Source organism: Mycobacterium toneyamaense (genome assembly GCF_055384815.1).
The window spans coordinates 4962973-4988889 of sequence record NZ_AP040333.1 but is presented as its reverse complement, the minus strand read 5'-3'; the positions used below and the strand labels follow the sequence as shown (position 1 = coordinate 4988889).

Below are 25917 nucleotides of genomic sequence, written 5' to 3'. Positions count from 1 at the left end.
CCCGCGACACCCGGAGTGCTAACTCCGGGTGTCGCGTCGTAGTGGGTGGGTGTCGGGCACCTGGACGAAGATCAAGGTGACCTGATCGGGATCAGTGACATGCAGTTCGTGCAGGCCCCACGGCTCCTGTTGTGCCGCACGGGAAATCGGCACCCCGCGGGCCTCAAGCTCGGCCTGCGTCTGGTAGACGTCCCGCACCTGCAGCCAGAGCGCGCCCGGGAACGGAACCGTCGGGCCGTCGTCGTCGCGGCCGTGGCCGGCGAGTTCGATGAGCGACTGCCCGGCGTAAAACACTGTGCCGGCACCGTATTCGCGGGCGATGGCCAGGCCGATGGCGTCGCGGTAGAACGCCACCGACTTCGCGTAGTCGACGGGCCGGATCAGGATGCGGCTGGCGAGGATCTCCATCGCGTCACCCGATCGACTGCGCGCGTCGGCGTTTCATCATCTGGTCGACCAGGCCGGGCACGAAACTGTTGAGCGCGTGCGACGTCACCGCGATCCGGGGCGCGATGCGCACCGGGCGGGTCTTGGCCGCGGTGACCATCCAGTCGGCGGCTTCGTCGGCCGACAGGCCGGGCATGCCGTCGAAGGCGCGGGTCGGCGCGATCATCGGCGTCTTCACCAGCGGATAGAACAGTGTCGAGGAGTGCACTCCGCTTGCGCCCCACTCGGTTTCGATGACCCGGCTCACCGCGGTCAGTGCCGACTTGGACGCGTTGTACACCGAGAACAGCGGCGACGACTCGTTCATCACACCCCACGTCGACACGTTGATGATGTGCCCGTCGCCGCGCTCGAGCATGCCGGGGGCGAAGCCGCGCACCAGGCGCAGCGGCGAGTAGTAGTTCAGCGTCATGGTGCGTTCGAGGTCGTGCCAGCGGTCCAGGGACTCGGCCAGCGGCCGGCGGATGGAGCGGCCGGCGTTGTTGATCAGGATGTCGACGCCGCCCAGCTCGGCTTCCACGTCCATCACCAGCTTGTCGATGGCGTCCATGTCGGACAGGTCGCACGGCCGCGCGATGGCGTCACCGCCGCTGTGGGTGATCCGGGCGGCCACCTTGTCCAGTAGTTCGGCCCGGCGGGCGACGATGACGACCGTCGCTCCCAGGCGCGCGAACTTGGCGGCGGCCGCCTCGCCGATGCCCGACGACGCTCCCGTCAGCACGATGCGTTTTCCGGCCAGGTCGACCTCGCCGTGGCCCGACAACCGTTCGATCAGGGGCGGTCGCATGCCGGCGAGCAGCAGGCTCTCGGAGACGCGCCGTAGGGGACTCTTGCTCACCCCCTGAGCTTAGGGCCGCGGCGTCAGCTCGCTCCGGTGACAGGCCAGGCGTTGGTGTACACGAGTTCGTCGAGCGGGCGCGCCGTCGTCCAGCCGACGATCTCGAGTTCGGGGCGGTCCGGGAACTCCGGTACCGGGCCGACACACAGCACCGCGATCGGTTCGGCGCCCTCGGGCATGCCGAGGAGGGCGGCCAGCTCGGCCGGGTCGAACAGCGAAACCCAGCCCAGCCCAAGGCCTTCCGCGCGGGCGGCCAGCCACATGTTCTGGATGGCGCACGACACCGACGCCAGGTCCATGTGGGGCATGGTCCGGCGGCCGAAGATGTGACGTTCGCGATCGTCACCGAGGGCCACCACGAACAGCTCGGCGCAGTCGCCGATGCCTTCGACCTTCAGCGCCAGGAACTCCGCCTCGCGCGGCCCGAGGGCCTCGCCCGTCTGGATCCGCTCGGCGTCGACGAGCTTCTTGATCGCCGTCCGGACGGCCGGGTCGGTGATGCGCAGGAAGCGCCAGGGCTGCATCAGCCCGACACTCGGCGCCATGTGCGCGGCCTCCAGGATGCGGCGCAGAACCTCTTCGGGCACCGTGGAATTCGGCGTGAAGTGCCGCATGTCCCGACGCTCGGACATGACGCGGTAGACGGCTGCGCGTTCGGCGTCGGAGTAACTCGGCTCGCTCACCGGAGGGAGGCTAACAGGGATCAGCGGGATCCGATCGCGTCTGAGTGACGCCGGTGGGAACGGCGGGGTGGCTGCCCTGCGGGCGTGGTCCGGTGGGGGAAGGCGAACCACGCCGCGAGGGTCACGTTGTAGCCGGTGAGGATCGCGTACAGGACGGTGTCACGCGAGTCGAAACCCAGAGGTCCCGGGCTGTGACTCGAGGTTGCCGCCACGCACACCGCCGTCACGATGAACCAGCCGACGGCGGCGACGCGGTTGAACCGCGCCGCGCCGCGGCCGAACGCGGCGAAGACGGTCACCACGCCGACCACGAGCAGCAGCGCGCAGTGCAGCGGCGTGACCCGCAGCCACATGAGGGGCGCCCCGGCGGCGCCGAAATGCGGGTTCGCCATGGACCACGCCAGACCGGTGCCGCCGAAGACGCCCAGCGCGAAACCCTCGGCCCCCAGCGCCCACTGGCCGATTCGCGCTCGCGTCCCGACGTCCACGTGCCAAGTGTGACGCGAGGTGTCGACCATCGGCGCGCGCCTAAGCGGATACACAGCGCACTCATGGGAAAGCACACAGCGGGCTGTCGTCCAGATGACGGACAGGGCCCCGCCCGAACCTCAGAAGTAGCGGGGGAACTCGCTCCAGTCCGGGTCGCGCTTCTGCAGGAACGCGTCCCGGCCCTCGACGGCTTCGTCGGTCATGTAGGCCAGACGGGTGGCCTCGCCGGCGAAGATCTGCTGACCCACCAGGCCGTCGTCGAGCAGGTTGAACGCGAACTTCAGCATCCGGATGGCCTGTGGCGACTTGCCGTTGATCTCGGCCGCCCATTGCAGCGCAACGGTTTCCAGGTCCTTGTGGTCCACGACCTCGTTGACGGCGCCCATCTTGTGCATGGTCTCGGCGTCGTAGGCACGGCCCAGGAAGAAGATCTCGCGGGCGAATTTCTGCCCGGTCTGCCGCGCCAGGTACGCGGAGCCGTAGCCGCCGTCGAAGCTGCCGACGTCGGCGTCGGTCTGCTTGAACCGCGCGTGTTCGCGGCTGGCCAGGGTCAGGTCGCAGACCACGTGCAGGCTGTGGCCGCCGCCGGCCGCCCAGCCGTTGACGAGGCAGATCACGGGCTTGGGCATGAACCGGATGAGCCGCTGCACCTCGAGGATGTGCAGGCGCCCGGCGCGGGCCGGGTCGACGGATTCGGCGGTCTCGCCGGACGCGTACTGGTAGCCGCTGCGGCCGCGGATGCGCTGGTCGCCACCGGAGCAGAAGGCCCAGCCGCCGTCCTTGGACGACGGTCCGTTGCCGGTGAGCAGGATGACGCCGACGTCGGGGCTCATCCGGGCATGGTCGAGGGCGCGGTAGAGCTCGTCGACGGTGTGTGGCCGGAAGGCGTTGCGCACGTCGGGCCGGTCGAAGGCGATCCGGACCGTCGGCTGCGGCTTACCGTCGCGCACGTGGCGGTGGTAGGTGATGTCGGTGAGTTCACCGAGTTCGGTCACCGGCTGCCAGAGCTGCGGGTCAAACGGATTGTCTGCGTTCACGCCTCGACCTTAGAGCCGACGGTGTTTGGTCCGCGCCACCCAGGGGTACTAGATCGGACACAATCAGCGGCCGTTCGCGGCCCGAATACAGGAGGACCTTGATGAAGCGGTCAGCAGGCGTGGTGGTGTCGAGTGTCATTGCCGGACTGATGCTGGTCGGATGCTCGCCGGCCGTGCAGGGCGGCGACACCAAGTGCAAGGACTTCGTCGGCGCCGACGAGAAGACGCAGAACGAAGCGGTCAACAAGATGATCAAGGACCGCAAGGGCGCCGATCCGTCGTCCCTCGAGGTGTCGGGGACGCGCGCGTCGGCACTCGCGTGGTGTCAGACCGTCGGCCAGCAGGACGCCCCGATCAAGAACGCGCCGCACATCTAGCCGACTACCGAGCGTGGGGGTTGACGCGGAAATCCGGACCGGATTTCTCGTCAGCCCCCACGCTCGTCGGTGTCTAGACGGGGTCGAACCGGAACACCGCGCACCGGCCGGCGAGTGCTTCGAATTCGTCGGGGTTGGGTCCGGTCACCAGGCCCGCGTTCTTCATGAAGCCGACGCCCGTCGGCACCAGGATCGGGAACTGCCGCAACAGCGGCCGGGCCTCGTCGGCGGGTACCTCGAACAGCCGGACCTCTTCGCGATGACGCCCCTGCGTGACGGTGGCAGTGGCCGCGGCGCGCGCGTTGCGCACCCAGTCGGCATTCGGGAACCCGCCCACCACGTAGCGGTGGCCGTCGACCTCGAACGGGGTGATGGGCGTCGACCGCGGTTCACCGGACTTGCGGCCGGGCACGGTCAGCACCACGGGGCCCTTGATCGGCACCACGCGCATGACCGCCATCATCACCTTGTTCATGGGCTTGAGCCACCAGGGTGGCTTGAGATTCGCGTCGCTGTCCGAGGCCATGACCCGAGGCTAGACGAGGCGCCGAAACCGCGCTGGCGTGCTATGTTCGCCCAGCTGAAAGTGGGGTTTCGATGTCGAATCAGTGGCCCCCCGGGCAATTCGGGCCTGGGCAGTTCGGACCCGGTCAACCACCGGGTCAACCGTATGGGCCCAACCCGTACGGCGCACCCGGTATGCCGCCGAACGTGCCCTATCCGCAGTACCCGCAGCCGCAGTACCCGCAGCCCGCGGGTTACGGCGTGCCCACACCGCCCGGGCCGGCGGGACCGTCGGGCGTGACGGCGATCATCGCCGCGGTGCTCAGCATTCTCGGCGCCCTGTCGACGGCATTCCAGGCGTTCTCCAGCTGGTACGCGGTCGCCACGATCGGCGCGTTGACCAGTTCCTACGCGAGTGACACCAAATCCAGCCTGATGGGTCTGAGCAGCGGCATGGCCGTCGTGCAGACGGTCGTGGCGATCGCCCTTCTCGTCGGTGGCGTATTGCTGGTGCTCGGACGCGGGGTGGGCCGCTGGGTCGTCATCGGCGGCTGCACCGCCGTGGTGCTGGCGAACGTGATCGGCCTGTTCGCCTCGCTCACCATCCTCAAGCGGCTCGACAGCACGCTCGGCGGCAGCTACGACGGCATGCAGAGCATGGCGGGCCTGTCGGTGATGTCCGCCGCGGTGCCGATCGTGTTCGCGCTCGCCACCGGTGTGCTGGCCGCCCTGGGTTCGACGCAGCAGTGGTGCCGGTGGAAGAGCGCGCAGTCGGCGTCCGCCGCTCCCGTCGGCTACCCGGGTTATCCGCCGCAGTACTAGACGTAACGGTTGCGTCCGGCGAACCAGCCGGCCGTCAACTGCACCGCGTAGACGGTGAAGTACAACACGAACGGGACGTGCCAGTCGCCGGACACGTCGTGCAGCAGCCCGAACAGGAACGGGCCGGTGCTGGCGAACAGGTAGCCGAAGCCCTGCGCCATGCCGGAGAGCTGTGCGGTGTCCTCGGCGTTGCGGGCGCGCAGCGCGATGATGGTCAGCGCCAGCGAGAACGCGCTCAACCCGATGCCGATCATTGTGCTCCACAGCACCGGCGCCGCCATCGGCGCGATCAGCAGGCCGATGGTGCCGGACACGCCCAGCACACCGAGGCCGACGTTCCACAGGCTCTGGTGTGTCGTGCGGGCGGCCAGCGGCGAGATCAGCAGCGCGATCGGGACGCCGATCAGGGACATCACCCCGGACATCACGCCGGCACTGGTCTTGTCCATGCCGTTGTCGATGAATATCTGTGGGAGCCAACCCATCATGACGTAGGCCAGGAACGACTGGCTGCCCATGTAGACCGTCACGGTCCACGCGAGCGGGTTGCGCAACAGCGAGCGGCGCTTGGTGGCCTGGGCCGCGGTGGCGGCCCAGTCGGTGCGGTGGCGCCGGGCCGCGGGGACCCAGAGGAGCAGAGCGGCCAGCGCGAGGGCGGCCCAGATGGCCAGTGACGGACGCCAGCCGCCGACGCTCTGTTCGACGGCCGGGGTGACCGCGGCACCGAACGCGCCGCCGGCCTGCAGCGCGCTGGTGTAGACGCCTGTCATCAGGCCGACGCGGGCGGGGAACGAGCTCTTGATGACCACCGGGATCAGCACGTTCGCCAGCGCGATGCCCGACGAGGCGAGCAGGGTGGCGCCGAGCATGAGGCCGCCGTCGCCGTACGGCCGCACGATCAGCCCGACGGCCAGCGCCAGCAGTGCGAGCGTGACGGTCCGGCCCAGGCCGAGTCGTTTGGACAGCAATGGCGCGGTGGCGCCGGCGGCCGAGAAGCACAGCACGGGCAGGGTGGTCAGGATGCCGGCCCAGACCGATGACACCCCGAGAGCGGTGCGCATCTCGCCGAGCAGGGGAGCGACGCTGGTGACCGACGGCCGCAGGTTCAGCGCGGTGACGACGACGGCGAGGGCCAGCAGAATGCCGCTGGCGAGGCGCGTGTTCGGGCTCGCCGGGATGTCGGTGATCTCGATGGCGCCGTCGAGCTCGAGTGCCAATTCATCTTCGTAACGGGCGTGTGGGGTTCCGTTCACGGCAGCACTCATCCTGCTAGGATGCCATACATCCTATGATTGGTTGAAAGGATGATTGCGTGGCGCTGAACACAGCCCGCCGGACCGGCTTGGTCGAGCAGGTCATCGAACAGCTCCGGGGTTCGGTCGCAGACGGGGAATGGCCCGTCGGGCATCGCATCCCGAACGAGACCGATCTCGTCGAAGCCCTCGGGGTCGGCCGAAACACCGTGCGCGAGGCCGTGCGGGCACTGGCACATGCCGGGCTGTTCGAGGTGCGGCAGGGTGACGGCACGTACGTCCGCGCCACCAGCGAGGTGTCCGGCGCGCTGCGCCGGCTGTGCAGCGACGAGCTGCGTGATGTGCTGCAGGTGCGCCGCGGGCTGGAAGTGGAAGGCGCCCGCCTGGCCGCCACCAACCGGACCGACGACGACATCGTCACCCTGCGCCGGCTCCTGGACGGCCGCGACGACGAACAGCGCGCCGGGCATCACGACGAATTCGTCCACGCCGACACCGAATTCCACTGCGCCGTCGTGCGGGCATCGGGCAACGCGATGTTGATCGACCTCTACCTCGGTCTCATCGAGGTCATCACCGCGAGCGTGTCGGTCATGAACGAGACGCCCGTCGAGACCGAGTTCGAAGACCATCACCGGTTGCTCGACCGCATCGTGGCAGCCGACCCGGACGGCGCGGCCGCCGCGGCAGCCGTGCTCTTCGACCGCCTGCTCGCCGGGTTGCGATCCACTCGCGAGCAGACGTAAAACTGTCGTTTTCAGGCCGAAAACGACAGTTTTGCGTCTGCTCGCGGAAAGGCCTCAGCCCACGGAGCGCTCCGAGCCGGCCCAGAACTGCGCCCGGACGGCCTTCTTGTCGGGCTTGCCGAGGGCCGTCACCGGCACGGAGTCGGCGATGACGACCTGCTTCGGCGACTGCACCGAGCCCTTGCGGTCCTTGACCGCGGCCTGAATCTCGGCCGTCATCTTCGCGATGGCATCCTCGGAACGATCGGCCTCCGGACGCAGCACGACGACGGCCGTCACCGCCTCGCCCCACTTCTCGTCCGGGGTGCCGACGACGCAGACCTGGGCGATCGAAGGATGTTCGGCGACAACGTCTTCCACCTCGCGCGGGAACACGTTGAAGCCGCCGGTGACGATCATGTCCTTGGTCCGGTCGACGATGAACCAGAACCCGTCCTCGTCCTCGCGGGCCAGGTCGCCGGTGTGCATCCAGCCGTCTTTGAACGTGTCGGCGGTGGCCTCCGGCAGGTTCCAGTAGCCACCCGACAGCAGCGGCCCGGACACGCAGATCTCGCCGACCTCGCCCTGCTTGACGGGCTTGCCGTCGTCGCCGAGCAGCGCGGTCCGCGCGAACAGCGTCGGCCGGCCGCACGACGTCAGCCGCTTCTCGTCGTGCTCGCCCTTGGCCAGGTACGTGATGACCATCGGGGCCTCGGACTGGCCGTAGTACTGCGCGAAGATCGGGCCGAACCGGCGGATGGCCTCGGCGAGGCGCACCGGGTTCATGGCGGAGGCGCCGTAGTAGACGGTCTCGAGCGACGACAGGTCCCGCGTGTGCGAGTCGGGGTGGTCCATCAGTGCGTAGATCATCGACGGCACGAGCATGGTCGCGGTGATCTTCTGCTCCTCGATGACCCGCAGCACCTCGGCGGGGTCGAACTTCTTGAGCACGACCAGCTCGCCGCCCTTGACGATGGTCGGGGTGAAGAACGCGGCGCCGGCATGCGACAGCGGCGTGCACATCAGGAAGCGGGGGTGCTCGGGCCACTCCCATTCGGCCAGCTGGATGGTCGTCATGGTGCTGATGGACTGCGTCGTGCCGATGACGCCCTTCGGCTTGCCGGTGGTGCCGCCGGTGTAGGTCAGTCCGCCGACGTGGTCAGGTGCCAGGTCGGCGGCCTTCAGCGGCTGCGGCTCGTACTTCGCGGCTTCGGCGGCCAGGTCGATGGCTGAACCGATCAGGGCGTCCGGCACCGGCCCGATGGTCAGGATCTGCTGGAGCGACGGGACCTTCTCGAGCAGCCCGATGGCCCGTTCCACGAAGGCGTCGGTCGGGTCGATGATCAGGGTCGTGACGCCGGCGTCGGTCAGGACGTAGGCGTGATCGTCCAGAGAACCGAGAGGGTGTAGTGCGGTGCGGCGGTAGCCCTGCGTCTGGCTGGCGCCGATGATCATCAGCACCTCGGGCCGGTTGAGGGACAGCAGGCCGCTGCTGGCGCCGGAACCGGCGCCGAGCGCCTCGAACGCCTGAATGTACTGGCTGATGCGGTCGGCGAGCTGGCCGCCGGTCAGCGTGGTGTCGCCGAGGAACAGGACCGGCTTGTCTTTGTTGCGCTTGAGGGCGCCGACGGTCAAGTGCCCGGAATGCAGGGGATGGCGCAGCAGCTCGTCACTCATGACCTAAGACTAGAACGTGTTCTAGTCCGTAGGTCAAGCCCTGCGGTCTAGCATCCACCTCATGGCCAGCGCTGCGGACCTCGTCATCGTCGGAAACATCCTGACCGTCGACCCCGGCCGGCCCACCGCCGAGGCGCTCGCCGTCACCGATGGCCGGATCGTCGCCGTCGGAGCGCGTGCCGACGTGCAGCCGTGGATCGGTGCCGACACCGAGGTACGTGAGATCGACGGCTGCGTGCTGCCGGGCTTCGTCGAGGCGCACGGCCACCCGCTGATGGAGGCCGTGGTGCTCGGTGGCCGCATGGTCGACATCCGGCCGGTCACGATGCCGAACGCGGCCGACGTCGTCGCCGCGATCCACGCCGAGGTCGCCGCCCGCGGCGCCGAGGGCGCCTACCTGAACGGCTGGGACCCGCTGCTGCAGAAAGGGCTGCCCGAGCTGACGCTGGCCTGGCTGAACGCGGCGGCGCCCGACACCCCGCTGGTGATCGTGCACAACTCGGGACACAAGGCGTACTTCAACTCGGCGGCCGCGGCGAACGCCGGTCTGACGCGCGACACCCCGGACCCGCACGGCGCCAAGTACGGCCGCGACGCCGACGGCGAACTCGACGGCACCGCGCTGGAGACCGCCGCCGTCTTCCCGCTGGTGACGGGCGTGCTGTCGCCGGCCGACTATCCGGCGTTGCTGCTCGCCGAATGTGCCCGGCTGAACCGCGCCGGTCTGACGACGTGCTCGGAGATGGCGTTCGATCCGATGTTCCGGCCGGTCCTGGAGCAGATGCGCGACAAGCTCACGGTGCGGCTGCGCACCTATGAGATGTCCACCGCGGCGCTGCACACCGATGCGTCGCCCGACAACGGCGACGACATGGTCCGGCAGGCCGGCATCAAGATCTGGGTCGACGGTTCCCCGTGGGTCGGCAACATCGACCTGACGTTCCCGTACCTGGACACCGAGGCCACGCGCACCATCGGTGTCGTGCCCGGGTCGTGCGGCCACGCCAACTACACGCGCGAGCAGCTCGCCGAGATCGTCGGCACCTTCTTCCCGCAGGGCTGGCAGATGGCCTGTCACGTGCACGGCGACCACGGCGTCGACACCATCCTCGACGTGTATGAAGAAGCGCTGCAGCGCTGGCCGCGCGACGATCACCGGCTGCGGCTCGAGCACGTCGGCGCCATCACGCCGGCGCAGCTGCAGCGCGCCCACGATCTCGGCGTCACGTGCAGCGTGTTCGTCGACCACATCCATTACTGGGGCGACGTCATCGTCGACGGTCTCTTCGGCCCGGAGAAGGGCGACGTGTGGATGCCGGCCGGCTCCGCCGTCGCGACCGGCATGCGGATCTCGCTGCACAACGACCCACCCGTGACGCCCGAGGAGCCGCTGCGCAACATCAGTGTCGCGGCCACCCGGACCGCCCCGAGCGGCCGCGTGCTGGCGCCGCAGGAACGGCTCACCGTCGACCAGGCGATCCGCGCGCAGACCATCGACGCGGCCTGGCAGCTGTTCTCCGACGATGTCATCGGTTCGCTGGAAGTCGGCAAGTACGCCGATCTGGTGGTGCTGTCCGCCGATCCGCGCACGGTGCCGCCGGAAGACGTCGCTGACCTGGAAGTCCTCGCGACTTACCTGGCAGGACAACAGGTTCACGCCAAAGCCGACTGAGCGCGCGGCAGACGTGGCAGGCTCAGCACATGACTGAACTGTCGGCACCCCGATTCCTCGATGAACGTGTTGCCCACTGGGCCGCGACCAAGCCAGACGAAGAAGCGATCACCTACCTCGGTCGGACCTGGACGTGGTCGCAGTGGAACGACCGGGTCCGCCGCCTCGCCGGTGCGCTGCAGGCCTGGGGCATCAAACGCGGCGACGTCGTGGCGTTCCTGGACAAGAACCATCCGGCGTGCGTCGAGCTGACGCTGGCCGCGGCGTCGCTGGGCGCCGCCAACGCCATCATCAACTTCCGGCTCGCCGCTGACGAGCTGGACTTCGTGCTGAACGACTGCGGCGCAAAGGTTCTCATCGTGGGCGCCGAGCTGCGGCCGGCGGTCGATGCGATCACCGACAAGCTGACGGCCGTCGAGCACATCGTCAGCGTGACGCCCGAGGGTGGTGACGGCGACGAGTACGAGGCGCTGCTGGCCGGCGCGGCCCCGGTGGATCGGTCGCCCGACGTCCAGCCCGACGACGTCTGCATCATCATGTACTCCTCGGGCACGACGGGCCGCCCGAAGGGCGTCGCGCTCACGCAGGCCAACATGATCGCGCACACCATCAATGCCTTCGAGGGCTGGACTGCCGAGGCCGGTGACAAGAACCTGGTGGCGATGCCGCTGTTCCACGTCGGTGGCTCGTCGTACATGCAGTACGGGCTGCACAACGGGGTGCCGAGCTACATGACGCGCGACGCCGACGGCGCGTCGCTCGCCGGCGGCATCCTCAACGGTGCCAACCGCACGTTCCTGGTGCCGGCCGTGCTGGCCAAGGTGCTCGAGTCCGGCCCGGACGCGGTGAAGTTGTTCAGCGCGCTGAAGACGTACGCGTACGGCGCCTCACCGATGCCGCTGCCGCTGCTGCGCCAGGCCCTGGCGGCGTGGCCCGACACCGAGTTCATCCAGGTGTACGGCCTGACCGAGGTCTGCGGCGTCGTCAGCCGGCTGATGCCCGAGGACCACCGCGCCGACAACGAGGAGCGCCTGGTCAGCGCCGGCGTGCTGATTCCCCAAGCCGAGGTCCGCGTGGTCAACCCGGAGACCCTCGAAGATGCGCCCGCCGGCGAACAGGGCGAATTGTGGTTCCGCACACCGACATTGATGAAGGAATACCTGAACCGTCCGGACGCGACGGCCGAGGCCATCACCTCCGACGGCTGGTTCCGCACCGGCGACATCGGCCGCGTCGACGCCGACGGCTACATCTTCGTCGAGGACCGGCTCAAGGACATGATCATCTCCGGCGGCGAGAACATCTACTCCATCGAGGTGGAGCGGGTGCTCGCCGAGCATCCGGCGGTGTCCGAGGTCGCGATCATCGGCGTGCCCGACGAGAAGTGGGGCGAGTCAGTGAAAGCCGTTGTGACGCTCGAGGATTCGGGAGAAGGAGTGTCGGACGCCGACCTCATCGCCTTCGCCCGGGAACGCCTCGCCGCCTACAAGTGTCCGAAGACCATCGACTTCGTCGACGACATGCCGCGCAACCCCACCGGCAAAATCCTCAAGAAGGAGCTCCGCAAGCCGTACTGGGAGGGTCGGGACCGCGCCACCGTGTGAGGCACGATGGAGGGGTGCCGCCCGCCCCGCCCCCGCTCGACGAACTGCTCGAGCGCCTGTACGTCGTCTCGCTGCCGATGCGGGTCCGGTTCCGTGGCATCGACGTTCGTGAAGTCGCACTGATCGAAGGGCCGTGTGGCTGGGGTGAATTCGGCGCGTTCGTCGAGTACGGCGCGGCCGAGGCGGCGCACTGGCTCGCGTCCGGCATCGAGGCGGCCTACCGGCCGGCGCAGGCGCCGGTGCGTGACCGTATCCCCATCAATGCCACCGTGCCCGCCGTCGACGCGGCGCGGGTGCCCGAGGTGCTGGCCCGCTTCCCGGGTGCCCGCACCGCCAAGGTGAAGGTGGCCGAACCGGGACAGACGCTGGCCGACGACGTGGCCCGCGTCGAGGCCGTCCGCGCCCTGGTGCCGGTGGTGCGGGTCGACGCCAACGGCGGCTGGACCGTCGCGGAGGCGGCGGCCGCGGCGCGGGCGCTGACCGCGTCGGGGCCCCTCGAGTACCTGGAACAGCCGTGCGCGACGGTGCCCGAACTGGCCGCACTGCGGCGGCTGGTCGACGTGCCGGTGGCGGCCGACGAGTCCATCCGCAAGGCGTCGGACCCGCTGCGTGTCGTCCGCGAGCGCGCGGCCGACGTCGCGGTGGTCAAGGTCGCGCCGCTGGGCGGGGTGGCTCGGTTGTTGGACGTGGCCGCACAGATCGACATCCCGATCGTGGTGTCGAGTGCGCTGGATTCCGCGGTCGGGATGACGCGCGGGCTCCTCGCGGCCGGCTGCCTGCCGACGCTGCACCACGCCTGCGGCCTGGGCACCGGCGGTTTGTTCGTGCACGATGTCGCGGACGTGGCACCGCCGGCCGACGGGTTCCTGCCCGTCGGCCCGGTGGCGCCGGACCCGGCCCGGCTGACGGCCCTGGCGGCCGACCCGGCGCGCCGGGACTGGTGGATCGAGCGTGTCCGCGCGTGCTATCCGCTGCTGGGGACGTTGTCCGTCAACTGAATTCGACGAGCGTCACCGGTGCGCGGAAGCGCGCCAACGCCGGCCGGCGGTAGGACTGCCGGGTGACCCACGGCACGAGCTTGCCGCGGCCGGCCGGATAGCGCAGTTCACGCACCGCACGGACGCCGGGGATGGCCTGCAACCGCGGGTACTGGTCGGCGGTGAACCAGAACGGCATCGGGGGCACGGTGTAGTCCGCGCTGAGCCGGAAGCCGCGGCGCTGCGAATAGGCGCTCAGGAACCGCGGCACGCTGTCAAAGACCAACTGCCCGTGGGGAAAACGGTCGGCGCAGGCGGCGATGAGAGCGAAGACGACGTCCTCGGTCAGATACTGGAAGAGGCCTTCGGCGGTGATCAGCACGCCGTCGGCAGCGTCGACGGCGTCCATCCACGAGTGGTCGAGCGCGGACTGCGCGCGATACCCCAGCCGGCCGGACGTCGGGAGCAGCTGCTGCCGGAGCGCGATGATCGGTGCCAAATCCACTGACAGCCAGGTCATCTCGCTGTTGTCCACGCGCCAGAAGCTGGTCTGCAGACCCTCTGCCAGCGCCACGACGGTCGCGCGCGGGTGGACGGTCAGATAATCGCGGGTGGCCGCGTCGAACACCAGGGCCCGCAGGGCGGTGGCCTGATGGGTACGGCCGAAATCCTGATAGTCGTAATCGAGGCTGTCCCGCAGCGTGATCGCCATCGGGTCGTCGATGATGCCGTCGGGCCGGGCGGCCTCGGTGGCGCGCTGGTGCAAGGTGAGGAGCGCGGTTTCGGATACCCCGTCGAGATGGCGGGCGTCGAGGACTGACATGGGCCCACCGTACGTCTGCCGATCACGTCGGTGGCACCGGCCCCGGGAACGGCATTTCCATCGTTTCGCGATATCCGGCTGCGGCATAGGAGTTTTCGGTGGCCGGGAACTTTCTCGACGCGCTGCCCGACTAGCTGACAGTGACCGCACCGATTTGGCTGGCGCTACCGCCGGAAGTGCATTCGGCGCTCCTGGCAGCCGGGCCGGGGCCGGGCTCGCTGCTCGCTGCCGCCGCGCAGTGGCAACAGCTGAGCGTGGCGTACGGGCAGGCGGCCGCCGAGCTGTCGGCCATCTTGACCGACGTGCAGGGGAGTAGTTGGGAGGGGCCGAGCGCCGTCCAGTACGTGGCAGCGCACGTGCCCTATCTGGCCTGGTTGGAGGAGTCCGCACTGGCCTCGGGCGCCGCGGCGGCGCAGCACGAGACCGTGGCCGCTGCCTACGGCACCGCTGTCGCGACCATGCCGACACTGGTCGAACTGGCTGCCAACCATGTGACCAATGCCGCCCTGGTGGCGACGAACTTCTTCGGTATCAACACGATTCCCATCGCGCTCAACGAAGCCGACTACGCGCGCATGTGGGTGCAGGCGGCCGACACCATGATCGTCTACCAGGCGGTGAGCGAATCGGCCACGGCCGCGGTCCCGCCCACACAGCCGGCACCGTCCATCCTCGCGCCCGGTGGTGAAGCCCGGCAGCCGATGTCGAACCTGTCCGCCGCGCCGAGCCAACCGCTGCGCGACCTGTGGCAATTCCTCTCGCAACTGGGTACGCCCGGTCAGATCGACCAGATGCTCGAGAACTTCACACGCTTCTTCGAGCAGCTGGGCTTCAATCCCGCCACGTCCGCGGTGCTGGCCCTGGTGGCGTTGACGCTCTACGACATGCTCTGGTACCCGTACTACGCCTCCTATGGACTGCTGCTGACCCCGTTCTTCGCGCCGGCACTCAGTGCGCTCGCGGCGCTGGCGCTGGTGAAATCGCCACTGCCACCGGCGATGGACGTGGCACCGGTGCCTGCCGAGCCTGCTGTCGGGCAGCCTGCGGCCGCTGCACCACGCGCTGAGGCCGTCCCGGTTGTCCCCGGTATCCAGGTCGGTGTGCCGCAGGCTTCCGGGCCGTCCACGCCGGCGCCGACGACCGCGGGCGCCGGCGGTGCCGCCCCCGCGTCCAACCTGGTCTACGCCGTGCCCGGGCTGGCGCGCGCCGGGTCGGGCCCGGGACCGGAGCCCGGCAGCGAATCGCCCGATATCACCACCGACACCGTCAGCGCGGCAGCGGCCGCCCGGGCCGTGGCCGGCGCCCGTGACCGGGCCAAACGAGTGGGTCGAAGTCGGCGCGGGGCACGTGGCTATCGCGATGAGCTGCCCGAGCTGAAAGCCGATCTGCCTGGTGCCGGCGACAATTCGCCGGGTGCGGCCGTCATCTCCGCCAATGCGCACGGTGCCGGGCCGGTCGGGTTCACCGGTGTGGTGACCACATTGAGCACCGCACCCAGCGGGATGGTGGAGCGGATGCCGGCCGATGCGAACCCGCCGGCGCCCCTGCTTCCGGGCACCTGGGCTTCCGGCGCGGCGGACGGGTCTCAGCAGCGCTGACGCGAATTGTGAAGCGGCGCGGAACTTTTCTCGATGCGCCGACGACTACATCAATTGAAGACAACAACCGAACGACTTTCTGCATTGCGGGGCAACGGATTTCGACATCCCCGCGATGCGGTGCAGCAAACTTGGGGAGGCAGCGTCGATGACGCTCAATGTGCAGGGACACGGGCTCGGAGCCCAGGTCGTCGGAATCGATCCGGACAATCTGAGCAACATCTCCACCGACGAGCTCCGCGAAATCGTCTACGAGAACAAGCTTGTCGTCCTCAAGGGCGTCAAACCTTCGCCCGCGCAGTTCATCGAGCTCGGCCGCATTCTCGGTGAGATCGTCACGTACTACGAGCCCGTGTACCACCACAACGAGCACCCGGAGATCTTCGTCTCTTCCACGGAGGAGGGGCAGGGCGTGCCACGCACGGGTGCGTTCTGGCACATCGATTACATGTTCATGCCGGAACCGTTCGCGTTCTCCATGGTGATGCCACTGACGGTGCCGGGCGCCGACCGCGGCACGTACTTCATCGATCTCAACAAGGTGTGGGAATCCCTGCCCCCGGCGCAGCAGGAGCCGGTACGCGGGACCTTCAGCACGCATGATCCGCGGCGCCACATCAAGATTCGGCCCAGCGACGTCTACAAGCCGATCGGTGAGGTGTGGGACGAGATCAACCGCGCCACGCCGCCGATCAAGTGGCCCACGGTGATCCGGCACCCGCACACCGGCCAGGAAATCCTCTACATCTGCTCCACCGGCACCAGCAAGATCGAAGACGCCGACGGCGAGGTACTGGACCCCTCGGTGCTGCAGGAACTGCTCGCCGCCACCGGCCAGCTCGACGCCGACTTCGCGTCCCCGTTCATCCATACGCAGCACTACGAGGTCGGCGACATCATCCTGTGGGACAACCGGGCCCTGATCCATCGGGCGAAGCACGGCACCGCGACAGGGACGCTGACGACGTATCGGCTGACGATGCTCGACGGCCTGGCGACGCCGGGGTTCGCGGCATGAGCGCCACCGAGTTGACCGCAACCGTCGCCGAATGGGTTGATACCGAGCAGATTCCGGAGGAGCTGCTGGCCAGAGTCCTGGAGCCCTATTCCTACAAGGGCTGCCGTTATCTCACCGACGCGACGTACCTGGCCACCGGCGACTCGATGTTCGCGACGGGGAACTTCAGCATCCCGGAGTCGGTCTACATCCGGAGCACCGGGCATTTCAACGCCGTCGAACTGGTGCTGTGCTTCAACCAGCTCGCCTACTCCGCGTTCGCGCCGGCCGTCCGCCACGGCGAGATCGATGGGTTCCGGGGGTGGTCGCTCGACGACTATTTCGAGAACCAGTTGTCCAGCATGCTGATCCGGTCGACGGCGTCGCGCTACAAGCGGCAGATCGATGCGCGCAAGTTCTCCGCGCGGCTGACGTGCGAAGGTATCGAGGTCGTCGAGCGGACCTGGCGGTATCTGAAAGTCCCGTGCGCCATCGAGTTCCACGATGACCACGGCGGATCGGCATTCGGCGAGTTCGAACTCGCGGTCCTCAACATCCCGTGAGCACCGTACTGGGACGGGTGCTCGCGCAGGCGCGGCAGCACCCGCAGGCCATCGCGTTGCGGCGCTGCGACGGGACGAGCGCCGTCACCTACGGCCAACTCCCCGCCGTGGTGAACCGGCTGGCGGGCGAGCTGCGGGAGTGCGGGGTTTGCCGTGGCCACCGGGTATTCGTGATGTCCGACAACGGTCCCGAGACCTACGTCGCGGTGCTGGCCTGCGCGCAGCTCGGTGCCGTCGCCGTGCTGGTGGACCGTGCTGTCCCGGCCGCGACGGTCGCACGCTTCGGTGAGATCACCGGCCCCGGTGCGATGCTGCTGACCCCGGGAGCCGACCCGGCGGCGCTGCCAAACACGCTGAGCGCCATCCCGGTGATCGCCGTCGACGCCACCGAGGTCGCCGGGCACGGCGACGCCGCGCCCGCCGTCGCACCGCCGGAACTGGGCGCCGACGATCCGCTGGCGATGATCTTCACCAGCGGGACCACTGGTGAACCGAAAGCCGTGCTGCTGGCCAACCGAACGTTCTTCGCCGTCGCCGACATCCTGGCGCGCGAGAACCTGACCTGGATCAGCTGGGTTGCCGGCGAAGCCACCTACTCGCCGCTGCCCGCCAGCCACATCGGCGGACTGTGGTGGATCCTGAACTGCCTGATGCACGGCAGTGAATGTGTCACCGGCGGTGAGAATTCCGCCTCGCTGGCCGAGATTCTCAACGTCAACCAGATCGCCTCGACCTGTCTGGTGCCCACCCTGCTGACGCGACTGGTGTCGGAGGTCAGGGCCGGGGCGGCGCTGCCGCCACTGCGCATGATCGGCTACGGCGGATCGCGTGCCATCGCGGCCGATGTGCAGTTCGTCGAAGCGGCAGGCGTTCACACGGCCCAGGTCTTCGGCCTGAGCGAAACCGGTTGTACCGCCCTGTGTCTGCCGACATCGGAGGGATCGATCGCCCGGATCGAGGCGGGCGCCGTGGGGCGGCCGTACCCGGGAGTCGAGGTCCGGCTAGACGGCGACGGCGCCGAGTCGGGCACCCTGTGGATCAAATCACCGGCAAACATGCTGGGGTACTGGAACAATCCCGAGCGCACCGCTGACATCCTGGTCGACGGCTGGGTGAACACCGGCGACATCTTCGAGCGCGGTGTGGACGGGTACTTCTACATCAAGGGCCGGTCATCGGAGATGATCATCTCCGGCGGCGTCAACGTCGCACCCGACGAGGTGGACCGCATCGCCGAGAGCGTCCCCGGCGTCGGTGCGGCGGCCTGCTTCGAGATCCCCGATACCGAATTCGGTGCCCTGATCGGTCTGGCGGTGATCCCGTCGGGCGAACTCGACGAAGGTCAGGCCCGCAAGCTCAAGCGGGCCATCGCGGCGCGCTATCGGGCGGAGTCGGAATCGATGGCCAGGCCGTCGACCATCACGCTGGTGACCGAGATACCCAGGACGCAGTCCGGCAAGGTCATTCGCGCCGCACTGGCAGCGGCGGTCCATGGCTGACGGGCTCCGCGAACGCGTCCTGGCCGCCGTCGCCGACGTGCTCTACATCGACGAATCCGACCTGTTCGACGGCGACGCCACCGATCTGCGCGAACTCGGGCTGGACTCGGTGCGGTTCGTCCTGCTCATGAAACGCCTTGGGGTGGAACGGGAATCGGATCTGCTTAAGCAGCTGGCGCAGGAGCTGACGATCGACGGCTGGGTTCGGGAATTGGCGGGCATCCGTGGCGGCGTCTGACCACGGCCGGATTCCGCTGAGCATCTCTCAGCAGAACATCTACCACGGGGTGCTGCAGGACCCCGATCCCGCGCTGTATCTGATCGGTAAGAGATACCGGTTCCGGCCGCTGGCGCCGGCGACGTTCCTGTCCGCGCTGGAAGCGACGGTGCGGGACAACCCCATTCAGCTGTGTGTCCTGGAGCCGCCGGCAGCCGGTGACGGCTACCCGGCTCTTGTTGCCCGCCTCCAGGTTGCGGACGTCGTCAGTGTGCGAGCGCAGACCGACCCTGTCGGCGGGGCGTTGGAAAAGGCATGGGCGGACGGCATTCTCGAAACGCCGCTTGTGCGCTACGTCGTGCACACCGACGTCGACGGCCAGGTGGTGGGCATGGACGCGCAGACCCACCACATCCTGCTCGACGGCGCGGCGACCGCAATCATCGAAGCCGGCCTGGCCCGGCATCTCGGTGACGCCGGGCAGAAATCAAGCACCACAGCAGGTTTGGCGGCGCTCGCCGCGGCGCACCACACCGAACGCGCCAAAGTGGCGGAAGCGACCGAACGCCACGCTGCCGCGGTGCGCCGCGAACTGACCGAAGAAGCCCTGCGCGGCGGTTCCGCGCCGGGCACTGTCGAAGCGGGCCTCGGTACCGCAGGCCGCGGCGTGCTGTGGGAATCGTGCCGAGTCGCCGACCGGGCCTATGACGAGATCGTGGCGCTCGCCGAGGCCCGGCAGGTGCCGCTGAACATCCTGGTCGCGGCCGCCGCGGCGGCGGTACACGCGAGCCTGCGCCAGAGCACCGAGGCCCTCCTGGTGCACCCGGTGGACAACCGCTTCGGTGCGCCGGAGCTGAATGTCGCCACCTGTCTGGTGAATTCGGTCGCCCACCCGGTTCGGTTCGCACCCTTCGCCGCGGTCCGGGACGTCGTCACCGCGATCGACCGCGGCTATGTCAAAGCGCTGCGGCGCCGGTGGTTTCGGGAAGAGCGGTACCGCCGCATGCATCTCGCGATCACCAGCGGCGCACCTGTCGACGCGCTGACGATCAACTACATGCGCGGCCGGTCCGCCCCGGAGCTCGGCCCGTACCTGTCCGAACCCCCGGTGGTCACCGATATCGGCCCGGTGGAAGGGATCACGGTCTCCTGCGTCCACGACGAGGCGCGGCGCACCGTCGACTTCGCCATCTGGACCCGGCACGATCACCCTGAACCTGTCGCCGTCGCCGGCCGCATCGTCGCGGCATTGCGATCGATGGACGCGCACTGGGACCGGCCGATGGCGTTGACCGTCGGTGACTGGTCGGGGCTCGGCGCCGATGGCCGCCTGGAGGCGGGCTCCGGCGTACCCGCGCCGTCACTCGCCGGTGCGCGCGCCTGGTTCCTGGACGCCGATCTCGGCCAGTGCCGCAGCCCGGGCGTCGACCAGTGGATCGCCGAGATCATCCGCCGCGGTGTCGATCCGGGCGATGTGCTGGTCTTCGTCGACGACGATTCCCAGCGCGCGGTGGAGCTGCTGATCGCGTGCCACCTGGCGGGCTGCGGTTACAGCGTCTGCGCGACACCCGGCGAGGTGGAGTCGCGGGTCAGCGTCATTGCCGAGCATTGCGGCACCCGTGCGCACGCGGTCGACCTCACCACACCGGTTGCCGAGGTGGACGGCACGACAGGACAACTCGTGGACGACCGCATCGGCCAGGTCATGCGCGACCAGGGCCTGGGCTCCCGGCTCGCGTATGTGATGCCCACGTCGGGCTCGACGGGGCAACCGAAACTTGTTCCGGTGACGCATGGTTCGCTGGCTATCTTCTGCGCCGCGGTGCGGGATGCCTACGGCTGGGGGCCGGCCGACACAATCCTGCAGTGCGCTCCGCTGACGTCGGACATCAGTGTGGAGGAGGTGTTCGGCGCGCTGTCGTGTGGCGCGCGGGTGGTCCGGTCGGTCGCGATGCGCGCCGGTGACCTGCCCGCGCTGACGCGCGATGTCGCGGCGCACCTCGCCACCGTGCTCGACCTGCCCACCGCGGTCTGGCATCTGCTGTGCGAGGACGACGCGGCACTGGCAGCGCTGGGCGGCTCGGCGCTGCGCCAGGTGATCATCGGCGGCGAGGCCGTCCGTCCCGCCGCGGTCGACAAGTGGCGGGATGTGCCTGCCGGCCAAGGCATCTCCCTGATCTCGACGTACGGCCCGACCGAGACGACGGTGGTCGTCACGCAGCTGCCGATCGGTGCCGGTGAACCCGCGCAGACCACGGCCAGGCTGGGCCGCCCGCTGGTGCCGGGCTCGGTGTTCGTCGGATTCGGGGAAGTGGTCGTCGTCGGGGAGCTGGTGTCGGCCGGTTACCTCGGGCTGGACGGCCCGAGCTTCGGCACGGTCCAGGCGCCCGATGGCTCCCGGCATCGGGCCTTCGCCACCGGCGACCGCGTGACGACAGACGCCGCGGGCTACCCCATGCTGGCCGGACGACGGGACGCCGTGGTCAAGATCGCCGGCAAGCGGTTCGACATCGCCGAACTGCTGCGCCGGTTGTCGTCGGTACCCGAGATAGCCGACGCGGCAGTGGAACTGGCGGGCGATGGCCTGGGTATCTGGTTCCAAACCCCGCAGACCCGCACCGGCAACGACGACCCGGCCGCGCGCGCCAGGATTCAGGACCTGGCGAGAGCGCATGGGGCACCGGCATTTCACGTTGTCGGCGTCCCGAGCATCCCACGCCGGCCCAACGGAAAAGTCGACCGCGCGAAACTGGTTGTGGAGAAGGAGGTTCCGCGCGACGGCACCGAGGCGGACCCGCGCGCAGCCGTCCTCGCCGGGATGTGGAGTCGCCGGCTCGGCCGGCCGATCGGGCCGGACGCGTCCCTGCTGGACGAGGGCATCGGTTCACTGGACCTGATCCGCATCCTGCCGGAGACGCGACGGTTCCTGGACTGGCAGCTGTCGATTCTCGATCTGATCGGCGCGGACTCCGCCATCAATATCGTCGGCCGCAGACCTGACGTCGACACCTGGATGGACGAGGAGACCGCGGCCGAGATCGCAGACGACCTGGCGGCGGCACGGAGGGACTGCCTACCGGCCACCAGCGGGCCCGGTCGCGGCGCACCGGCCATCGTGATCCTGGGTGCCTCGGGCATCCTGGGTACCGGGTTCGCGCAGGCGATCCTCGACCGCGCCCGGGCCGGGCTCGACTGTCCCGACGTGGTGTTCGCCACGAGATCGCCACTGCCTGAAGGTGATCCGTGGACGGGCCTGCGCCGCGTGGACGGCGTCGACATCGTGCGGGTACCCGAGCACCTGAGCCCCGCAGCACTCGATGACCTTCTCGCCGGCGTCGGCGCCGGCACCGTGGTGAACTGCATCGGCAACACCGATGTGTTGGTGCCCTACCGCCGGCTGCGGGCGGCCAACGTTTCCGCGGTGGCGTCGATCGCCGCGGCGTGTGCGCGGCGCGGCGCCGGGTTGGTGCACCTGTCGACCTTCGTGGTGAACGCCGACGTGACGGCGTCCCGCGTGACCGACCCGCGCCATGCGCCGTACCCCTATGCCGCGTCGAAGTCGTTGGCGGAGATGGTCGTGTCCCGTGCCGCGGCGGGCCTGGACTTCTCGGTGGTGCGCCTGCCCAGGGTGCTCGGTGACGCTCGTCAAGTCGCGCGGTCGTCGGACATCCTGGTCGCGATGGTCGATGCCTGCGCCGCGCTGGGGGCGTGTCCCGTGGTGCCGGTGACGGAAGAGGTCACCACCGGCGTGGCCGCCGCGCACAGCATTCTCGGGCTGCTTCCCGGGCTGTCACCGGCGGTGGAGCTGGGCCACGGTATGACCGTGCTACGCGGTGAAAAGCTGCCCTATACAGCGTTTCTCAACGGCCTCGGGTTCCCGGCCATCGATCTCCCGGAGTGGAAGGACCGGCTGGACCGCAGCGTGTGGGCCGCCCGAAATCCGCAGCGCTGGGCGGTACTCGACGCGTGGGTCGGGTTGGGGGCGAGGTTGCGCGGCCGCACGTATGCCGAGTACCTCGCCGAATATCCCACTGTCGATATCGATTTCGAATCCATCGCGGAGTGCACCAGTACGCCGCAGCCGCTCGACACTGTCTTCGGCGCCGATCAGATTGTGAGGAAATGACCTTGACGGATGTGACCGAACCCCGGCCCGGGGCACCGACCACCGGTGCCGTCTATCTCGACATCACCGGAATGTCGTGCGGCATGTGTTCCCGGCGGGTGCAGAAGGCACTCAACAAGATCGACGGCGTGCACGCATCGGTCAGCTTCGCCACCAAGACCGCCACCGTCGAGACCGACCGTGACGTCAGCCCTGCTGATCTGTGCGACGCCGTGGTGGCAGTGGGCTACGGCGCCGCACCGCGTGCCGACGCGCCCGCGGTGGACAGCTCGGCACCGGGTCCGCTGCAGCGGCTCGTGGGCGGCCTGTTCGGCCGGGCGTAATGCCGGCCGGCATGTCCTGATTTGTGGGGTCCGTGGCGTAGACGCCATGGACCTCGGCGTCGCACGATAGAAGCGTGACGCGATCTGTGGTGCTGCTCGGCTTCCGCGGGGTGCAGGCCCTCGATGTGGTCGGCCCCTTCGACGTGTTCACGGGAGCCACGCTGCAGCTGGCCGCGATGGGGCGGGCTGACGAGGGCTACGCGCCGGTCCTGGCCGCGGCCGACGGCGGTCCCGTCACCACGCTGACCGGGCTCGAATTCGTCGCCAAGCCGCCGCCTGACCCCAACGAGCCCATCGACACCATCGTGCTGCCCGGCGGCATGGGCGTCGACGAGGCCCGGGCCAACCCGGCCGTCATCGACTGGATTCGCACCGCCGCACCCCACGCGCGCCGCATCGTCAGCGTCTGCAACGGCGCCTTCCTGGCGGCGGAGTCCGGCCTGCTCGACGGCTGCTCGGCCACGACCCACTGGGCCTCGGCGGACAAGCTCGCCAGTGAATTCCCCTGCATCACCGTCGATCCCGATCCGATCTTCGTCCGCAGCTCCGAGCAGGTGTGGACGGCGGCCGGCGTCACCGCGGGCATCGACCTGGCGCTGGCCCTCGTCGAGGACGACTACGGCACCGACGTCGCCCAGGACGTCGCTCGCTGGCTGGTGCTGTACCTGCGCCGGCCCGGCGGGCAGACGCAGTTCGCGCCGCCGGTCTGGATGCCGCGCGCCAAGCGCGAACCGATCCGCGACGTGCAGGAGCGCATCGAAGCCGAACCCGGCGGCGCGCACAGTGTCCCGGAGCTGGCGCGCGCCGCCGCGATGAGCCCGCGGCACTTCACCCGCACCTTCACCGCCGAGGTGGGGGAGCCGCCCGCGGCCTACGTCGAGCGCGTCCGCACCGACGCGGCCCGCCGGCAACTCACCGAGACCGACGACACCGTCACCGCCATCGCCGCCCGCTGCGGCTTCGGCAGCGCGGAAACGTTGCGCCGCAGTTTCATTCGGCGCGTCGGGGTTTCACCCGACCAGTACCGCAGAACTTTCGCGCACGCGAGGACCAGAGAAAATGCGAGCTAGGGAGCAATAATGCAAGTTGCCATCGTCCTGTACCCGGGGTTCACGGCCCTCGACTTCATCGGGCCGTACGAGTCGTTGCGCTGGCTGCCCGATACCGAGGTCCGCTTCGTCTGGCACGAGCCGGGCCCGATCGTCGCCGACTCCGGGGTGCTGCTGGTGGGCGCCACCCACTCGTTCGACGAGACCCCGTCGCCCGACATCGTCCTCATCCCGGGCGGGTTCAGCACCATGGAGCACGCGCGCGACGAGAAGCTGCTGGAGTGGCTGCGGCGGGCCCACGAGACCACCACGTGGACGGCGTCGGTGTGCTCGGGCTCGGTGATCCTGGGCGCCTCCGGACTGCTGAAGGGCAAGCGCGCGACGTCGCACTGGGCCGCCGTGCAACTGCTGCGCACGTTCGGCGTCGAACCCGTCACCGACGAGCGCATCGTGCAGTCGGCCGACCGCATCGTCACCTGCGCGGGTGTCTCGGCCGGCATCGATCTCGGTCTGTGGCTGGCCGCGCAGATCGGCGGCGAGGACAAGGCCAAGGCCATCCAGCTGTCCATGGAATACGACCCGCAGCCCCCGTTCGACTCCGGGCACATGTCGAAGGCCTCGGCCGCCACCAAGGCCAGTGCGACGGCCCTGATGTCCCGCGAGCTGCTCAAGCCGACGGCCCTCAAGGCCACCACGGCGCTGCTGTGGGACCAGGCCCTCAAGAAGGTCCGAACCCGCCGCTGACCTAGGGATTTGTGCACGATTTTCCGCGCCGACCGCGGAAAATCGTGCACAAATCCCGGGTCCAGTAACCTCGGCCGGGTGAATCTGGCATATGACGAGCGCGGTAATGGCGAGCCGGTGCTGTTCATCGCGGGCCGCGGCGGCGCGGGCCGCACGTGGCACCTGCACCAGGTACCGGCGTTCCAGCGGGCCGGCTTCCGCTGCATCACGTTCGACAACCGCGGTATCGGCGCCACGGAGAACGCCATCGGCTTTTCCACCGACCAGGCGGTCGCGGACACGGCGTCGTTGATCAACAAGGTCGTCGGCGGCCCGGTGCGCGTCGTCGGGGTGTCGATGGGGTCGTTCATCGCGCAGGAACTCATGGTCGCCCGCCCCGAGCTGGTGTCCTCCGCGGTGCTGATGGCCACGCGCGGCCGCGAGGACCGGGCCCGCAAATTCTTCCGCGAGGCCGAGCGGGCGCTGCTCGCCGCCGGCATCGAGCTGCCGCCTGAGGTGGACGCGAAAAACCGTCTGCTGGAGAACTTTTCACCCAAGACCCTGAACGACGACCGCGCCGTCCAGGACTGGATCGAGATGTTCACCATGTGGCCGACGAAGCCCACTCCGGGACTGCGCGCGCAATTGGCCGTCGCGCCCGAGACCAACCGGCTGCCGGCCTACCAGCAGATCGCGGTGCCCGTGCAGGTGATCGGGTTCGCCGACGACGTCGTGCTGCCGCCGCACCTGTCGAAAGAGGTGGCCGACGCGATTCCGCTGGGCCGCTACCTGGAAATCCCCGACGCCGGGCACCTCGGCTTCATCGAGCGTCCCGATGCGGTGAACGCCGCGATGTTGGAATTCTTCGCTGCCAACCCGGTGTGACACGCTGTA

The 25917-nt window shown here is 69.0% G+C and carries 25 protein-coding genes; 16 read left to right on the top strand and 9 right to left on the bottom strand.

Annotated features, from left to right (window positions below; all coding sequences use genetic code 11):
• Positions 1 to 18 precede the first annotated feature (18 nt).
• From ACZ5IQ_RS24095 to ACZ5IQ_RS24075, 5 genes are all read right to left on the bottom strand, one after another.
• Entirely contained in the window at positions 19 to 408 is a 390-nt protein-coding gene (locus ACZ5IQ_RS24095) for a VOC family protein (protein ID WP_464480393.1), read from the bottom strand.
• A gap of 4 nt (positions 409 to 412) precedes the next feature.
• Positions 413 to 1285 (bottom strand): SDR family oxidoreductase, encoded by an 873-nt coding sequence (locus ACZ5IQ_RS24090; protein ID WP_464480392.1) that lies wholly within the window; start codon positions 1283 to 1285, stop codon positions 413 to 415.
• A gap of 23 nt (positions 1286 to 1308) precedes the next feature.
• On the bottom strand, positions 1309 to 1968 hold the full coding sequence (gene bluB, locus ACZ5IQ_RS24085) for a 5,6-dimethylbenzimidazole synthase (RefSeq protein ID WP_464480391.1): 660 nt from the start codon (positions 1966 to 1968) through the stop codon (positions 1309 to 1311).
• A 20-nt stretch (positions 1969 to 1988) separates the two neighbouring features.
• The gene (locus tag ACZ5IQ_RS24080; protein ID WP_318985691.1) at positions 1989 to 2456 is read right to left on the bottom strand and encodes a DUF4383 domain-containing protein; all 468 of its coding nucleotides are present in this window, start codon (positions 2454 to 2456) and stop codon (positions 1989 to 1991) included.
• A gap of 120 nt (positions 2457 to 2576) precedes the next feature.
• Entirely contained in the window at positions 2577 to 3494 is a 918-nt protein-coding gene (locus tag ACZ5IQ_RS24075) for a 1,4-dihydroxy-2-naphthoyl-CoA synthase (protein ID WP_212807024.1), read from the bottom strand.
• 101 nt (positions 3495 to 3595) lie between these two features.
• Between ACZ5IQ_RS24075 and ACZ5IQ_RS24070 the strand changes: the two genes are divergently transcribed.
• Positions 3596 to 3871 (top strand): hypothetical protein, encoded by a 276-nt coding sequence (locus ACZ5IQ_RS24070; protein WP_029105169.1) that lies wholly within the window; start codon positions 3596 to 3598, stop codon positions 3869 to 3871.
• 73 nt (positions 3872 to 3944) lie between these two features.
• Here the strand turns inward: ACZ5IQ_RS24070 and ACZ5IQ_RS24065 are convergent, their stop codons facing one another.
• Positions 3945 to 4397, bottom strand: coding sequence for a nitroreductase family deazaflavin-dependent oxidoreductase (locus tag ACZ5IQ_RS24065; RefSeq protein ID WP_212807023.1), 453 nt, complete (start codon positions 4395 to 4397; stop codon positions 3945 to 3947).
• A gap of 185 nt (positions 4398 to 4582) precedes the next feature.
• Here ACZ5IQ_RS24065 and ACZ5IQ_RS24060 point away from each other — a divergent pair, with 185 nt between their 5' ends.
• On the top strand, positions 4583 to 5197 hold the full coding sequence (locus tag ACZ5IQ_RS24060) for a hypothetical protein (RefSeq protein ID WP_464480390.1): 615 nt from the start codon (positions 4583 to 4585) through the stop codon (positions 5195 to 5197).
• Here the strand turns inward: ACZ5IQ_RS24060 and ACZ5IQ_RS24055 are convergent.
• Positions 5194 to 6462, bottom strand: a complete 1269-nt coding sequence (locus ACZ5IQ_RS24055; RefSeq protein WP_464480389.1) for a CynX/NimT family MFS transporter — start codon at positions 6460 to 6462, stop codon at positions 5194 to 5196. The genes ACZ5IQ_RS24060 and ACZ5IQ_RS24055 overlap by 4 nt on opposite strands.
• 47 nt (positions 6463 to 6509) lie before the next feature.
• Here ACZ5IQ_RS24055 and ACZ5IQ_RS24050 point away from each other — a divergent pair, with 47 nt between their 5' ends.
• Positions 6510 to 7196 carry a FadR/GntR family transcriptional regulator gene (locus ACZ5IQ_RS24050; RefSeq protein WP_212807020.1) on the top strand — a complete coding sequence of 229 codons (687 nt, stop codon included), beginning with the start codon at positions 6510 to 6512 and terminating at the stop codon, positions 7194 to 7196.
• Positions 7197 to 7250: 54 nt separating this feature from the next.
• Here ACZ5IQ_RS24050 and fadD8 read toward each other — a convergent pair whose 3' ends face one another.
• Positions 7251 to 8852 carry a fatty-acid--CoA ligase FadD8 gene (gene fadD8 / locus ACZ5IQ_RS24045; RefSeq protein ID WP_212807019.1) on the bottom strand — a complete coding sequence of 534 codons (1602 nt, stop codon included), beginning with the start codon at positions 8850 to 8852 and terminating at the stop codon, positions 7251 to 7253.
• Positions 8853 to 8913: 61 nt separating this feature from the next.
• Here fadD8 and ACZ5IQ_RS24040 point away from each other — a divergent pair, with 61 nt between their 5' ends.
• The 3 genes from ACZ5IQ_RS24040 to ACZ5IQ_RS24030 are packed head-to-tail and all read left to right on the top strand — an operon-like array spanning position 8914 to position 13126.
• Positions 8914 to 10524 (top strand): amidohydrolase, encoded by a 1611-nt coding sequence (locus tag ACZ5IQ_RS24040; protein ID WP_464480388.1) that lies wholly within the window; start codon positions 8914 to 8916, stop codon positions 10522 to 10524.
• Positions 10525 to 10553: 29 nt separating this feature from the next.
• Positions 10554 to 12128, top strand: a complete 1575-nt coding sequence (locus ACZ5IQ_RS24035) for a long-chain-fatty-acid--CoA ligase (RefSeq protein ID WP_464480387.1) — start codon at positions 10554 to 10556, stop codon at positions 12126 to 12128.
• Positions 12129 to 12142: 14 nt separating this feature from the next.
• Entirely contained in the window at positions 12143 to 13126 is a 984-nt protein-coding gene (locus ACZ5IQ_RS24030) for an o-succinylbenzoate synthase (protein WP_464480386.1), read from the top strand.
• Here ACZ5IQ_RS24030 and ACZ5IQ_RS24025 read toward each other — a convergent pair.
• Positions 13119 to 13928, bottom strand: a complete 810-nt coding sequence (locus tag ACZ5IQ_RS24025) for a class I SAM-dependent methyltransferase (protein WP_212807015.1) — start codon at positions 13926 to 13928, stop codon at positions 13119 to 13121. The genes ACZ5IQ_RS24030 and ACZ5IQ_RS24025 overlap by 8 nt on opposite strands.
• A 140-nt stretch (positions 13929 to 14068) precedes the next feature.
• Here ACZ5IQ_RS24025 and ACZ5IQ_RS24020 point away from each other — a divergent pair, with 140 nt between their 5' ends.
• The 10 genes from ACZ5IQ_RS24020 to ACZ5IQ_RS23975 all read left to right on the top strand — a co-directional run bounded on the left by ACZ5IQ_RS24020 (position 14069) and on the right by ACZ5IQ_RS23975 (position 25908).
• Positions 14069 to 15526: a PPE family protein gene (locus tag ACZ5IQ_RS24020; protein WP_464480385.1), complete on the top strand. Its 1458-nt coding sequence runs from the start codon at positions 14069 to 14071 to the stop codon at positions 15524 to 15526.
• 148 nt (positions 15527 to 15674) lie between these two features.
• Positions 15675 to 16544 carry a (3R)-3-[(carboxymethyl)amino]fatty acid oxygenase/decarboxylase gene (gene scoE / locus ACZ5IQ_RS24015; RefSeq protein WP_464480384.1) on the top strand — a complete coding sequence of 290 codons (870 nt, stop codon included), beginning with the start codon at positions 15675 to 15677 and terminating at the stop codon, positions 16542 to 16544.
• Positions 16541 to 17086: an FcoT family thioesterase gene (locus ACZ5IQ_RS24010; protein ID WP_464480383.1), complete on the top strand. Its 546-nt coding sequence runs from the start codon at positions 16541 to 16543 to the stop codon at positions 17084 to 17086. Before scoE ends, ACZ5IQ_RS24010 begins: the two co-directional genes overlap by 4 nt.
• Complete coding sequence (fadD10, locus tag ACZ5IQ_RS24005; protein WP_464480382.1) at positions 17083 to 18585, top strand: fatty acid--CoA ligase FadD10; 1503 nt, start codon at positions 17083 to 17085, stop codon at positions 18583 to 18585. Before ACZ5IQ_RS24010 ends, fadD10 begins: the two co-directional genes overlap by 4 nt.
• Positions 18578 to 18823: an acyl carrier protein gene (locus ACZ5IQ_RS24000; protein ID WP_464480381.1), complete on the top strand. Its 246-nt coding sequence runs from the start codon at positions 18578 to 18580 to the stop codon at positions 18821 to 18823. The genes fadD10 and ACZ5IQ_RS24000 overlap by 8 nt, the downstream gene beginning before the upstream one ends.
• Positions 18810 to 22928, top strand: coding sequence for an AMP-binding protein (locus ACZ5IQ_RS23995; protein ID WP_464480380.1), 4119 nt, complete (start codon positions 18810 to 18812; stop codon positions 22926 to 22928). Before ACZ5IQ_RS24000 ends, ACZ5IQ_RS23995 begins: the two co-directional genes overlap by 14 nt.
• The gene (locus tag ACZ5IQ_RS23990) at positions 22925 to 23251 is read left to right on the top strand and encodes a heavy-metal-associated domain-containing protein (RefSeq protein ID WP_318985702.1); all 327 of its coding nucleotides are present in this window, start codon (positions 22925 to 22927) and stop codon (positions 23249 to 23251) included. The genes ACZ5IQ_RS23995 and ACZ5IQ_RS23990 overlap by 4 nt, the downstream gene beginning before the upstream one ends.
• Before the next feature lie 74 nt (positions 23252 to 23325).
• Positions 23326 to 24321 (top strand): GlxA family transcriptional regulator, encoded by a 996-nt coding sequence (locus ACZ5IQ_RS23985; protein WP_318985703.1) that lies wholly within the window; start codon positions 23326 to 23328, stop codon positions 24319 to 24321.
• A gap of 9 nt (positions 24322 to 24330) precedes the next feature.
• On the top strand, positions 24331 to 25044 hold the full coding sequence (locus tag ACZ5IQ_RS23980; protein WP_406801505.1) for a DJ-1/PfpI family protein: 714 nt from the start codon (positions 24331 to 24333) through the stop codon (positions 25042 to 25044).
• Between the two features lie 78 nt (positions 25045 to 25122).
• Positions 25123 to 25908, top strand: a complete 786-nt coding sequence (locus tag ACZ5IQ_RS23975) for an alpha/beta fold hydrolase (protein ID WP_212807006.1) — start codon at positions 25123 to 25125, stop codon at positions 25906 to 25908.
• Positions 25909 to 25917: the final 9 nt, after the last annotated feature.

Bases quoted from the DNA above. Each gene is read 5' to 3' on its own strand.
- fadD8 (WP_212807019.1), bottom strand. From the start codon at position 8,852: ATGAGTGACGAGCTGCTGCGCCATCCCCTGCATTCCGGGCACTTGACC.
- ACZ5IQ_RS24070 (WP_029105169.1), top strand. From the start codon at position 3,596: ATGAAGCGGTCAGCAGGCGTGGTGGTGTCGAGTGTCATTGCCGGACTG.
- ACZ5IQ_RS24025 (WP_212807015.1), bottom strand. From the start codon at position 13,928: ATGTCAGTCCTCGACGCCCGCCATCTCGACGGGGTATCCGAAACCGCG.
- ACZ5IQ_RS24095 (WP_464480393.1), bottom strand. From the start codon at position 408: ATGGAGATCCTCGCCAGCCGCATCCTGATCCGGCCCGTCGACTACGCG.
- ACZ5IQ_RS24040 (WP_464480388.1), top strand. From the start codon at position 8,914: ATGGCCAGCGCTGCGGACCTCGTCATCGTCGGAAACATCCTGACCGTC.
- ACZ5IQ_RS23990 (WP_318985702.1), top strand. From the start codon at position 22,925: ATGACCTTGACGGATGTGACCGAACCCCGGCCCGGGGCACCGACCACC.
- ACZ5IQ_RS24035 (WP_464480387.1), top strand. From the start codon at position 10,554: ATGACTGAACTGTCGGCACCCCGATTCCTCGATGAACGTGTTGCCCAC.
- ACZ5IQ_RS24000 (WP_464480381.1), top strand. From the start codon at position 18,578: ATGGCTGACGGGCTCCGCGAACGCGTCCTGGCCGCCGTCGCCGACGTG.
- ACZ5IQ_RS24055 (WP_464480389.1), bottom strand. From the start codon at position 6,462: ATGAGTGCTGCCGTGAACGGAACCCCACACGCCCGTTACGAAGATGAA.
- ACZ5IQ_RS24065 (WP_212807023.1), bottom strand. From the start codon at position 4,397: ATGGCCTCGGACAGCGACGCGAATCTCAAGCCACCCTGGTGGCTCAAG.
- scoE (WP_464480384.1), top strand. From the start codon at position 15,675: ATGACGCTCAATGTGCAGGGACACGGGCTCGGAGCCCAGGTCGTCGGA.
- ACZ5IQ_RS23980 (WP_406801505.1), top strand. From the start codon at position 24,331: ATGCAAGTTGCCATCGTCCTGTACCCGGGGTTCACGGCCCTCGACTTC.
- ACZ5IQ_RS24010 (WP_464480383.1), top strand. From the start codon at position 16,541: ATGAGCGCCACCGAGTTGACCGCAACCGTCGCCGAATGGGTTGATACC.